At 41.1% G+C, this 12,174-nt stretch carries 10 protein-coding genes; 4 read left to right on the forward strand and 6 right to left on the reverse strand.

Going from position 1 to position 12,174, the window contains the following annotated elements:
• The first annotated feature begins 19 nt into the window (after nt 1-19).
• On the forward strand, nt 20-2,755 hold the full coding sequence (locus Q8G36_RS06885; protein WP_305160054.1) for a PBP1A family penicillin-binding protein: 2,736 nt from the start codon (nt 20-22) through the stop codon (nt 2,753-2,755).
• Between the two features lie 42 nt (nt 2,756-2,797).
• Here the strand turns inward: Q8G36_RS06885 and Q8G36_RS06890 are convergent, their stop codons facing one another.
• From Q8G36_RS06890 to Q8G36_RS06915, 6 genes are all read right to left on the reverse strand, one after another.
• Complete coding sequence (locus Q8G36_RS06890) at nt 2,798-3,337, reverse strand: YpoC family protein (protein WP_305160055.1); 540 nt, start codon at nt 3,335-3,337, stop codon at nt 2,798-2,800.
• On the reverse strand, nt 3,334-3,990 hold the full coding sequence (gene nth / locus Q8G36_RS06895) for an endonuclease III (RefSeq protein ID WP_305160056.1): 657 nt from the start codon (nt 3,988-3,990) through the stop codon (nt 3,334-3,336). Before nth ends, Q8G36_RS06890 begins: the two co-directional genes overlap by 4 nt.
• 22 nt (nt 3,991-4,012) lie before the next feature.
• Nucleotides 4,013-4,708, reverse strand: coding sequence for a DnaD domain-containing protein (locus tag Q8G36_RS06900; RefSeq protein ID WP_305160057.1), 696 nt, complete (start codon nt 4,706-4,708; stop codon nt 4,013-4,015).
• A gap of 116 nt (nt 4,709-4,824) precedes the next feature.
• A complete protein-coding gene (asnS, locus tag Q8G36_RS06905; protein WP_305160058.1) occupies nt 4,825-6,117 on the reverse strand; it encodes an asparagine--tRNA ligase in 1,293 nt (430 codons plus the stop codon).
• A gap of 261 nt (nt 6,118-6,378) precedes the next feature.
• Nucleotides 6,379-8,238 carry a XylR N-terminal domain-containing protein gene (locus Q8G36_RS06910; protein WP_305160059.1) on the reverse strand — a complete coding sequence of 620 codons (1,860 nt, stop codon included), beginning with the start codon at nt 8,236-8,238 and terminating at the stop codon, nt 6,379-6,381.
• 146 nt (nt 8,239-8,384) lie between these two features.
• The gene (locus Q8G36_RS06915; protein ID WP_305160060.1) at nt 8,385-9,917 is read right to left on the reverse strand and encodes a 4-hydroxyphenylacetate 3-hydroxylase family protein; all 1,533 of its coding nucleotides are present in this window, start codon (nt 9,915-9,917) and stop codon (nt 8,385-8,387) included.
• 206 nt (nt 9,918-10,123) lie between these two features.
• Between Q8G36_RS06915 and Q8G36_RS06920 the strand changes: the two genes are divergently transcribed.
• From Q8G36_RS06920 to Q8G36_RS06930, 3 genes are read left to right on the forward strand one after another with little or no spacing between them, the layout of a single operon-like run.
• Nucleotides 10,124-10,912 (forward strand): fumarylacetoacetate hydrolase family protein, encoded by a 789-nt coding sequence (locus Q8G36_RS06920; protein WP_305160061.1) that lies wholly within the window; start codon nt 10,124-10,126, stop codon nt 10,910-10,912.
• Nucleotides 10,909-11,697 carry a fumarylacetoacetate hydrolase family protein gene (locus tag Q8G36_RS06925; protein WP_305160062.1) on the forward strand — a complete coding sequence of 263 codons (789 nt, stop codon included), beginning with the start codon at nt 10,909-10,911 and terminating at the stop codon, nt 11,695-11,697. Before Q8G36_RS06920 ends, Q8G36_RS06925 begins: the two co-directional genes overlap by 4 nt.
• 17 nt (nt 11,698-11,714) lie before the next feature.
• Nucleotides 11,715-12,101: a 5-carboxymethyl-2-hydroxymuconate Delta-isomerase gene (locus Q8G36_RS06930; RefSeq protein ID WP_305160063.1), complete on the forward strand. Its 387-nt coding sequence runs from the start codon at nt 11,715-11,717 to the stop codon at nt 12,099-12,101.
• Nucleotides 12,102-12,174: the final 73 nt, after the last annotated feature.

Below are 12,174 nucleotides of genomic sequence, written 5' to 3' on the forward strand. Positions count from 1 at the left end.
GAAAGGCAGGTTAGCTGTAATGGCTGAAAAATATAATACTAGAGAAGAACGCCGAAAGCAGGGGCAGACTCAAAAAAAGGGACAGAACAAAGGTCCTGAAAAGCCAACCAATATGCTTAAGCGAATTTTCCTTATACTTGTTACAATCGGAATAATAGGCCTGGTTGCCGGAGGAGCTGCAATGGCTTACTTTATAAGCGACGCTCCAAAACTTGACGAAAAGCTTTTGAAAGATCCGGTCACATCCAAGATTCTCGATGAAAATGGTAAATTGCTAGCTGAAATCGGTAAGGAAAACCGGGATTATGTAAATTATGAAGACATACCCGATCTTGTCGAAGAAGCTTTCCTGGCTACGGAAGATTCACGCTTTTATGAACACCACGGGGTCGATTTCTTACGCCTTGGCAGTGCCGTCATAGCAAACGTCAAAAATGGGTTCGGCTCAGAGGGTGCAAGTACATTGACCCAACAGGTTATCAAGCGTTCTTATTTAACACCTGATAAGACCATTAAAAGGAAAGTCCAGGAAATGTGGCTATCCATACAGCTTGAAAGAAAATATACTAAAGAAGAAATTTTCGAAATGTATGTGAATAAGATTTTCTTTGCAAACCGTGCCAACGGAATCTTAACTGCATCGCAAACTTATTATGGAAAAGATCTTAGCGAATTGAAATTGAACGAAGCGGCCATGCTTGTAGGATTACCGCAAAGCCCAAGCAGGTATAACCCGTATATATACCCTGAACGTGCAAAAGAACGCCGTGATATTGTTCTGCACTTAATGAATAAACATGGATATATTACTGAAACGGAAATGAAAAATGCACAAAGCATCGATATAACACAAGGACTTCAAGAAATCGATAAGAGCCAAATCGATACGACCGCATACGATGCATTCATCGATTTGGTAATTGAGGAAGTCGGAGATATGGGTGACTATAACGTCTTTACCGATGGTTTGGAAATCCAAACGACCATTGATAAAGATGCCCAAGAATATGTATATAACATGTTGAACAGTGATGAAATCATCAATTATCCAAGTAAAGATCTCCAAGCCGGGGTCACATTACTCGATACAGAAACTGGTGAAATTAAAGCAGTGGGCGGAGGCAGGAACACCACGGTTAAACGCGGCTGGAATTATGCAACGGATGCCAAGCGATCACCTGGTTCGACCATTAAGCCGATTCTGGATTATGGTCCTGCCGTAGAATATTTAAATTGGTCCACCTACCATCAAATCAAGGATGAGGAATATAGTTACACTGATGGAACACCGCTTAAAAATGCTTCCGGACGACATTATGGTACTGTAACGACTCGCGAAGCACTGGCACGTTCATTAAATATTCCTGCTTTAAAAACGCTTCAAGCAGTAGGCTTGGACCGGGCACGTGATTTTGCCACTGACCTTGGCATTCCTTTTGACAAGGAAATTACCGAATCGGCAGCATTGGGCGGCGGTAAGGATGTTTCTACACTTGAACTTGCCGGTGCATACAGTTCATTCGGAAACAAAGGTATTTATAATGAACCGCATAGTGTGAAAAAGATTGTTTTACGTGATAAAACAACCATCAAAAACAAGACGGAATCAAAACCGGTCATGAAAGATTCCACAGCTTTCATCGTGACGGACATGTTGAAAAGCGTCATGAAAGAACCTTATGGAACAGGAAGATTAGCCAATATACCTAATCTCCCGGTAGCCGGTAAAACGGGGTCAACTAATTTCACGCCTGAACAGCGTGCCAAGAACAACATCCCATCTTCCGGTGTAAAAGATAGCTGGATGGCAGGTTATACAACCAATTATACAGTCGCGGTTTGGGCTGGTTATGATAATGCATCTGGTGAGCAAATGGAATATCTGGGTGAATCATCTCAAAGGATCCCTAAATCCATCTTCAAGAATTTAATGGAACATATGGCTCAATCAAAAGAAACGAAGGACTTTGATCAACCTGACAGTGTTGTGAAGGTTGGAGTCATCAAAGGTTCAAATCCAGCTGTTAAAGCCAATGAATATACACCAAGCAGTAAAATCACTTATGAATATTATGTTAAAGGTCACGAGCCAACACAAGTGACGACAGAATATGAAAAAATCGACTCACCTGGCATTAACGCTTCTTACAACCAGGAAAGCAATGAAATCAATCTATCATGGTCACACCCTAAAGGTAATGGGAATACCCAATTCGAGGTTAAGATGTCCGTTGACGGCGGAGCACAGAGCGTATTAAAAAAATCGAAGGATACTAGTTTAACGATCCCTAATCCAACCCCTGGAAGTAAATATACTTTCTCAGTGGTAGCTCTAGTGGATAACCAACAAAGTGATCCTGCGAGTACATCTGTCAATATACCTGCTGAAGCGGAAGTCCCTGAGGATACTGAAGACGAGGAGATTGAAGATCCGGCCGAAGGTGAGGATACGGAACAAGAAACTCCTGCTGAAGGCGAAGAAGATAAACAAGACGAAGACAAAAATAACAATGGCGAAAACGGCAATAACGGCAACAATGATAATGGTGGTAATGGTAATGGCAACAATGATAATAATGGCAATGGCAACAACACTGATGACGGAAATGGAAATAAGGGTGATGAGGACGTCGAAAGCGGGGATGATGTCACTGACCCTGGAACGGTAGAAGAGGAAAAACCAGTCGAGACCCCGGACCCGGACCCGGACCCTAACCCGGACCCAGATCCAGATCCAGACAAAGATACGGAATAAATATATATAAAGTTTGACTAAAAAAACGTCTAAGCTAAAAGCTTAGACGTTTTTTTGGCTCTTCTTATTTTTGATCATGAACTTCACATATTGTTTTTCAAATTCTCGGAACAACTCACTAAGCTGTCTATAAGAATGAAAAAAAGCGGGTCTAGCAATGATGAAAGAAAGCCTTTCATCCATGTTTACCGGAATATTGTTAAAGGATTCTATTTGGACCCGGAAATCTTTCAATGCCACTGGCTTCCCATGCATCCAGAAGACTGCGGTTAAAAATAAACCGACCCCCTGCTTCATGAGTCCCAAAGTCTGTCCCACTTTTCGCTCAGAAAATAGCAAACTGCATTCTGAATCAATTCCCTTCCATATTTCCAGCAGTTCCTTTACATGCATTGCCCCCTTAGTCCAAGGAGCATACGCCTCTACATTGTTATAATAAAGTAACTCATATGGGAAACCTTCGAATGGGAACGTTTCACTCCAACCTGCATATCGCTCTTTTTCCAAGGTGGTTTCCTTTTCAGGAAAAAACAAAGGATGGTCCAATTCTTCAGGGACTTTTATTGATCTGGACTGCGTCAATTGGCTTCTTTCCTTTTCATTCTTTTTTTTCCTTCGCGGCATAATTCGAGAAGCGGGCAGGTTTCACATCTTGGTGACTGCGCTTTGCAATGATAGCGTCCAAAGAATATCAGGCGGTGATGCGTAACGGACCATTCATCCTTTGGTATCTTAGCCATCAACGTTCTCTCAACATCGAGGACACTATCCTTCCAACGGCATAATCCCAGGCGCTTGGAAACACGCTCTACATGGGTATCCACAGCAATCGCCGGCACATCAAAAGCAACGGAAACGACTACATTCGCCGTCTTTCTGCCAACGCCAGGCAATTTAACAAGCTCATCACGATCTTTGGGAACTTCCTTACCGTATTCTTCGATCAGCATGCGCGACAACTTTTGTATGTTCTTAGCCTTGTTACGAAACAAACCGATTGAGCGAATGTCATTTTCCAGCTCTTCTATCGGAACGCTTATGTAATCCTCAGGCGTTTTATATTTCTGAAATAAATCCTTCGTGACTTTATTGACTAATACATCCGTACACTGAGCTGACAGGGCAACAGCAACCACCAATTCAAATGGATTGGAGTGATTCAGCTCACAATGGGCATCTGGAAACATTTCACCCATCGTATCCAGACAATATCGAATTTGAGCTTTATTCAACATATTGGTTCTCCTTCACTTTACATTACTGCTCGAGCCAGTTATAGAAAGGCACATCTTTCAATGGTTGTGCAGTTTCCGTCTTTCGGTCCCTCTTTTGGTGAACTCTAAATTTTTGTCCTTGCTCCCTAGCCTGTTCCAAGGTTTTAATTCCATTCTTTTTCCACTCGAATAAAATTCGATCAATGTATCGGAAATTCAATTTTCCGGAAATGACAGACTCCCTCAGAGCTGACTTAATGATTTCAGGTTGATGGTCGTCCTCCATCCACATTGCCAAGGTCTCACATTCAAATGGAGATAAAGGGCGGCCGAACTCCTGTTCAAAAATCGTATAAAGGCTCTCCCCCGCTTTTTGGATTTCAGCAGACTCTGACTGTTTCAAAGTTTTCAAGAAACAGTCCATCATTTTTTCATAAAGTGGCGACAACGAATATTTTTCCTGCCCGATTTCTTGGCTCCCCTCAACCACCATTTCAACAAATCCCCTTTGAACCAGACGCTGGATCAAGAATAGACATTCCGTTTCCTGCAATGTCATTCGGTCAGAAAGTTGGGATGGTGCAGGGAAATGGTTACCTTTATCGATGAAGCTTTGCAATTGTAATAATAGGACCATTTCTTGTTCATTTAGTCCCATTGTACTATAGTTAGTCAACAAAAAGGATGGAATCGTTATCGTTCCTTCCTTAAACCACGCATATAAATGTTCTTTATTCATGTTTTTGGACACCTCTGGTTAAGTATAACATGAATACGGCTCTCCGAATAAGTTTATAATTTTAACAAAAAACGGTTATCTGCCATATATGGCAAGATAACCGCTTCATTACGGAATCAAGGATATAATCGATTTAATAGACGTGGGAACGGGATGGTTTCACGGACATGCTCGACTCCACTGATCCATGCAACGGTGCGTTCTAATCCCAAACCGAAGCCTGAATGCGGTACAGAGCCATATTTTCTTAATTCCATATACCACTTGTAAGCATCTTCACTCAAGCCATGCTCATTGATTCTCTGTTCAAGCAATTCCTGATCATGAATCCGCTCTGAACCGCCAATTATTTCTCCATATCCTTCCGGAGCGATCAAATCGGCACAAAGAACGACTTCTTCCCTGTCAGGATCTGGCTGCATATAAAAAGGTTTAATTTTGGTTGGGTAATGAGTTATGAAAACGGGCTTATCATAACTTTCCGCTATCGCAGTTTCATGCGGAGCCCCAAAATCATCCCCCCATTGGATATCATCAAATCCTTGTTCATGAAGGAACTTAATGGCCTCATCATATGTAATACGCGGGAAAGGAGCTTGAATTTGTTCAAGCTTCGCTGTATCACGCCCCAGTGTATTCAACTCAAGCTGACAGTTTTTCAATACGGATTGGATGATGGAAGAAACGAATTGCTCCTGGACCTCCAGGTTTTCTTTAAATTCGATAAATGCCATTTCTGGTTCAATCATCCAGAACTCGATTAAATGTCGTCTTGTTTTGGATTTTTCTGCCCTGAAGGTAGGACCAAAGGAAAATACCTTCCCAAGTGCCATGGCAGCCGCTTCCATATAGAGCTGACCACTTTGTGAAAGGTATGCATCCTCATCAAAGTATTTAGTGGCGAACAATTCACTCGTTCCCTCTGGTGCGCTTCCAGTTAAAATTGGGGGATCCACTTTAACGAAACCTTCTTCATTAAAGAATTCATATGTAGCACGGATTATTTCATTCCGGATTTTCATGACTGCATGCTGCCGTTTTGAACGCAGCCACAAATGGCGGTTATCCATTAAGAATTCCGGACCATGCGCTTTAGGTGTAATGGGATAATCCAATGATTCATGAATGATTTCAATATCTTTCACCTGTAACTCAAAACCGAACGGCGATCGTTCATCCTTTTGAATGACACCTGTTACATACAAGGATGACTCTTGAGAAACCGATTTCGCACGAGCGAAAATCTCTTCACCCACTTCAGCTTTCACGACCACACCTTGAATGAAACCAGAGCCATCACGGATTTGAAGGAAAGCAATTTTCCCACTGGAACGTTTGCTGGCAAGCCAGCCTCCAATGGTAACTTCTTGATCGACGAATTTGCTAGCATCTTTTATTGTGATTTTCACGGAATTTACCTCCAAAAATAGCTTAACTTACTAAGGAATTTACTCTACTTATTATACCCATAGCCCTGCTTACAAGCAAATAAATCAATTGAAGCGGTAGTTCCATGCCTTTTATATCACTCTCATTATGTTTTTGTAGAGTATACACCAGATTTAATGGTAGATTACTTTTCACTAACGCCCAAACTCTTATTACGGTAAAATCATCTCGGTATATGTATCGATCGACATTTCTATTTTTAAACAAAGGATTGAATCCAATCAACCAATGGTAATCATTTTCGCCTTTAACAGGGTTTCAAATGATGCATATAATTGAAAAGCACTTTTAGGATTTCTTATTTGGCAGGAAAGCAGCTCTTCAAGTCTTTTGATCCGATAGCGTAAACCACTCATTGAAATGTTCAATTCTTTCATACTGCATTCAAGATTTCCACCGCATTGCAGAAATACATAAAGCGTTTTCAATAATTCATTCATTTTTGGATCATCTTTCATCAATAAAGGACCCAGCATTTTCTCAGCTTTTTGCAGGACCGCTGGCGTACTCCCAGTATGCATTAAAATGGATAGCAGATCGACTTCTTCAAATTTGATAATATCCCGAGTTCCTTCATTCATATTCAAAGCGGTTAAAGCTTCTTGAAAAACATCATGAGCCCGTTCCAATTCATCACTTATTGTGCTAAGTCCCATTTTAAAGTTATATCCGCTGAAAACAGTATATAAATGATTGATGCATTCCTTGGTTCGAAATTGAAATTCATTTCCAGGACTCAGCGGTATAAGCAATACGATATTACCATCCCTTAAGGCTGATAGGACGACTTGATTCCACTTCTTAAAGAAACTATAAATCTCTTCGATGATTTTCTGCTGAATGAAATAGTCATTCTCTGTCCCCCGATCGGAGGAAAAACGATAGCCCAGCACCGCAATGGTGAAAGGATGATCCAATGAAGCGTCTAAATACATGCTTTTTTTGATTATTTCTTCTCTAGAAGCAAACTCTCCATTTAATATCTGTTCAAGGAATAAACCTTTTACCCTTTCAAGGGCTTCAAAACTGCTTTTCTCATTTAAGAGGAATAGGGAACCAGTCATGGACACCCTCTCAAGAATCATTCGATTGATTTCCAGGTTCGTATTTCCTTCGACCAGATCAGATTGCGCAAAGGTACAATAGCCGTAAGTTTTATTTTGTAACGTAATGGGAGTATACAGCAGCTCCATCCCATCTTTTACGATACTTCCGGTCTCCAAAGTCAAAGTACCATTTTCCCTCATTAATTTAAGCTGATTCCTGACTTCGCTTACCTTCCCTTTATGAAACCCAGCATGATAAACCTGATTGCCATTGAAATTCTCCATCAACAAAGGTATTTTTGTTTTCTGATAAACCATCCTCACTATGGATTGAAGGCTTCTTCCGTTAATTAACTCTTCTGTAAGCAAATTATGAATATCCATCACTTTTGACAAACTATTGCGTTCCTCCAGCAGCTTTTCATATGTTACGGCAAGCTCTTGAACAATCGGTTTGGTTTTATAATATTTCAACTCATCCTGAATCTCAATGCCCCATAAATGTATCGATTTACCTTCGTATCTACACTCTGATTGCCCTGCTCCCTTACAGGCGCTTTCCTTAAAGATCACTTCATGACCGCACACCGTTGAATAAAATCCACTTGCATAGCCCGTCAATGTATAACAGACTGGCTTTTCCGCGATGCCTGTCTGGGTGATATGTTCCTCTGCCTCATAGGAATTCACCCAAACCCCTTCCACCTTTACAGAGTGTACATCCGCTTGACTATCCATCGATAATTCCAGTTTCGTAGTATTAACTTTTGTATAACCTTGCAGCATATGTAAAATGGGGCCTTGCCTCAGTATCTCCTTAACTGTTGACAAATTCCCTTTTAGTGCCTTTTTAGCATCATTGACTCCGATATTCCAGCCATAACGTATTAAAAAAGACTTCATTCTTTCAAATCCAATATTCTCGATCAAGTCCTTTCTTAGGGTACCGAAAATTGAAGAGGAAGTGAGGATCATCCTCTCATCATTTAAATGAATTTCACCATCATCATTCTTAAGATTCAAAAGGTTCGTCATGATTCCCCCCAGCTTTCCTTTTACATAATATTATACTTTTTCCATACCTTACCTATCAAGAAAAATGTAAACGCATTCATATCATGCAGTGGTGGAAAACCGGTGGGAGTCCGATACAAACCATTCTTTTTCACGTTTTAATCAGATTAATTCATTCGGAGCTGGATCAAATCAGCATTAATGCCTTCATCTGCATTTATCCACTTATCATTTGTCCAGCCATGAAGGTCATAATCGTCCATTGCCAAGTCCACAAAAGCTTTGAATTTTTCCGATTGTCCATTTAAATCTGCCATTTTCATGGTTTCAAGCCTAATATTTTCATGGTTACCCGCATAATTGATTTCATATAACTCATTCCTGCCACCAAATTCCGTTCCGATGGAATCCCATATAAGTTTCATCAGTTTTACCCTTTCCACTGCCGAAACCCCGCCTGAACCCTTATAATATTTATCGAGATACGGACGGACCTCAGGGTTTAAAAAATCCTTGGAGCTTGATGGGAGTTGAATGAGATTACCTGCTACAACCTGTTCAAATATCTGTTTCACCTTTGGCCAAACCATAGGTGCGAACACCCTATATGCAGTTGCATATGTGCTATTGGGGAGAACAGTGCCATTCGGTCCTTCCATCGGATCTGTAGCCATCGCTGTCGAGATTGCCCAAAACATATTCCTGTAAGCAAGCACTTCCCCTATATTGGCTTGAACTCCCCTAAATTGATTCGTTCCTGCCATTTCCGTAGCCTTCATCAGAAGGCCAGCCATAAAGTCCAATTTCACCGCATAGCGAGTGCAGCCATGAAAGGTATATCGATTCATCCACCCAGTCTTGGATCTAAATCCATTTGCAATATCCACATTATTATAGGCGAATACATTCTCCCATGGGATGAATACATGATCAAGGACGATGACTGCGTCATTTTCGTCGAACCGACTGGAAAGCGGGTAATCGAAAGGAGTGCCTGTCTTGGCAGCCGTTTCTTCAAAAGACTGTCTGCTGATCATTTTTAATCCCGGCGCATTCATCGGCACAAAGAAAATCAATGCATGGCTTCTATCTCCTTCCCCAAGATCGACGGGAGAATAATTCGCGACAAAATTATAATTCGTAAGTGCTGCAGAGGTTCCAACCATTTTGGCTCCGCTTACGATTATTCCATCATCCCGCTCTTTCACCGTACGTACAAATACCTCTTTATTTTCATGTAGCGGTTTATTCCTGTCCATGGCCGGATTTATAATTGTATGGTTACAGAATGGAACGTCCCTTGTGGTTTTTTCATACCATCTTTTCGCATTATCTTCAAATCCCTTATAAAAATCGCTATACGGTCCCAATGATCCTGTAAAAGCAGCTTTGTAATCAGGGGTACGACCCATGAAACCATAGCTCAATTTTGACCATTGTGCTATGGCATCCCTTGCTTCAAGCAGCTCTGTTGCGTTCTTTGAGGCCTTGAAGAACTTATGGGTAGTATGGCCTTCATCTGTCTTAGCCGTTAAAATCCGTGCAGTAACCGGATCATGGAGAGCATCATATAGTTGGGCAATTGACCTGGCAGAATTGCGATATGCTGGGTGTGTCGTCACATCATCTACCTTATCGCCGTTTAAGAATACCGTTCTTCCGTCTCGTAAACTTTCTAAATACTCTTTGCCATTCATCATCGGAACATCCCCCATTTCACAATCTTTCAATTTGAATTCCTAGCTTCATACTAACTAAATGTTCAAGACATTTTTCTGTTGAAACTCATCTTTTTTCTGACATTTTTTGTTTAATTATACTGAATAATCTAAATATGTTGAACTTAAACAAAAAATCATATACGATATCATATATGATTAATAATAAAATCAAGGGGTGAGTGTCCATGGCAAAAGCAAGAGTGAAACTCCAAAAGTCAGATTATTCAGAAGAAATGGAGATACTTTCGAACCGCTATATTTTAATGAACGGAGATAAGTATGAGGTATCACAGGTCAAGTTGGATAACCCTATTTCAGGAACGGTATATGGAACATTATTAAACTATAAAGGATCATTGGAGGCATTGAAGGGAAAGATCGACCATCCTCCTTATAATGAACCTCCTAAAGGGCCGATCCTTTATATTAAACCTAGAAACACGTTTTCTTCTTTTTCCAATCCAGTTCCCCTTCCAACCGGCATACCTGAATTGGAAATCGGGGCCGCACTTGCCATAGTAATCAGTAAAACGGCCACAAGAGTCAAGAAAGAACATGCATTGGATTATATAGAAGGTTTTACGATTGCCAATGATATTAGCATTCCACACGAAAGCGTTTTCCGTCCTGCTATCCGCCAAAAAGCCCGTGATGGATTTTGCCCGATCGGTCCATGGGTCGTATCCAAGGAATCCATCTCCAACCCCGATTCTTTAGGAATCCGTGTATATATAAATGGAGAACTAAGGCAAGAAAATTCAACTTCAAATCTAATTCGCTCCATATCCCGCCTTATTGAAGATGTAACTGACTTCATGACTTTGAGTACGGGTGACGTCCTTCTAGCTGGAGTTCCAGAGAATGCACCGCTGGCAAAAGCCAATGATCATGTCAGAATAGAAATAGACGACATCGGATATTTGGAAAATACTATCATTTCCGAGGAGAAACTATCACTGGAGGGGATTTTATGAAGAGAGCACGTGTAGCCTATGCAGGTGCCGTACATCCAGCAAGTGAATATTGTGGCCGGCTCAAATTGGCGGATGGCCGGATTGTCAATGAGCAGGATGTTGTCTGGCTTCCCCCGGTGGAACCACGAACGGTCTTCGCGCTTGGCCTGAATTATGCAGACCATGCGAAGGAGCTTGCTTTTAAAGCACCGGAAGAACCCCTAGCGTTCTTAAAAGGTCCCAATACCTTTATCGGCCACCGGGGACAGACAAGGCGGCCTGCTGATGCAGCTTATATGCATTATGAATGTGAATTGGCAGTCGTCATAGGTAAAAAGGCGAAGAACATAAAAAAGGAAGAAGCCTTTAAGTATGTATGTGGATATACGATTGCAAATGATTATGCAATACGGGATTATCTGGAGAATTACTACCGACCAAACTTAAAGGTCAAAAATCGCGATACCTGCACCCCCATTGGGCCTTGGTTAGTCGATGCCGAAGATATTCCTGATCCTTCGAATCTTGCCATCAAAACTTACGTCAACGGAAAATTGACTCAGCAAGGCAACACGAAAGACATGATTTTCGGCATTGCTGATTTAATTGAATATTTTAGCAGCTTCATGACATTGAGTCCAGGCGATATCATATTGACAGGCACACCTGAAGGATTGGCAGATACTGCTGTAGGCGATGAAATCATCACTGAAATTGAAGGGATCGGGAAACTCGTTAACACAATAGTCGGTGACGATATATTTACTGAAGGCGGGGATCGGCCGTATCTAAAAATCCATAATTAACGGAAGGGACTAATCACATGCCTCATATTATTATTGAATATACGGATAATATCAAAGATGAAATCCAGATTGACGGCTTATTAAGGAAGGTGAATGATGTACTTATATCCTATCCTTCCATCTTTCCAATTGGCGGCATTCGATCCCGGGCCATTGAATTGAAGCATTACCGTGTTGCCGATGGTACAGAAGATGATGCCTTTGTTCATGCCATACTAAAAATTGGCGCTGGTCGCCAGGACAGTGATAAAACCAAAGTATGTGACCAACTTTTCGAAACGATGGAATCCCATTTGGCACCCCTTTTTTCAAAAAGATATCTTGCCCTCTCCATGGAACTTACCGAATTCAGTGATTTTGGCACATATAAAAAGAATAATATCCATGATCGATATAAAAAATGAACAAGATTTCATATTTAAAGGCCTTCCTCATCATCGGGAAGGCCTTTAAATTAAAATGTTTTGCCATTGCTAC

This window comes from Peribacillus frigoritolerans, assembly GCF_030676415.1.
Lineage (GTDB): Bacteria > Bacillota > Bacilli > Bacillales > DSM-1321 > Peribacillus > Peribacillus frigoritolerans_A.

Excerpts from the sequence above, each read along its gene's own strand:
- Q8G36_RS06920 (WP_305160061.1), top strand. The coding sequence starts at position 10,124 with ATGGCAAAAGCAAGAGTGAAACTCCAAAAGTCAGATTATTCAGAAGAA.
- nth (WP_305160056.1), bottom strand. The coding sequence starts at position 3,990 with ATGTTGAATAAAGCTCAAATTCGATATTGTCTGGATACGATGGGTGAA.
- Q8G36_RS06885 (WP_305160054.1), top strand. The coding sequence starts at position 20 with ATGGCTGAAAAATATAATACTAGAGAAGAACGCCGAAAGCAGGGGCAG.
- Q8G36_RS06915 (WP_305160060.1), bottom strand. The coding sequence starts at position 9,917 with ATGATGAATGGCAAAGAGTATTTAGAAAGTTTACGAGACGGAAGAACG.
- Q8G36_RS06900 (WP_305160057.1), bottom strand. The coding sequence starts at position 4,708 with ATGAATAAAGAACATTTATATGCGTGGTTTAAGGAAGGAACGATAACG.
- Q8G36_RS06910 (WP_305160059.1), bottom strand. The coding sequence starts at position 8,238 with ATGACGAACCTTTTGAATCTTAAGAATGATGATGGTGAAATTCATTTA.
- Q8G36_RS06925 (WP_305160062.1), top strand. The coding sequence starts at position 10,909 with ATGAAGAGAGCACGTGTAGCCTATGCAGGTGCCGTACATCCAGCAAGT.
- Q8G36_RS06930 (WP_305160063.1), top strand. The coding sequence starts at position 11,715 with ATGCCTCATATTATTATTGAATATACGGATAATATCAAAGATGAAATC.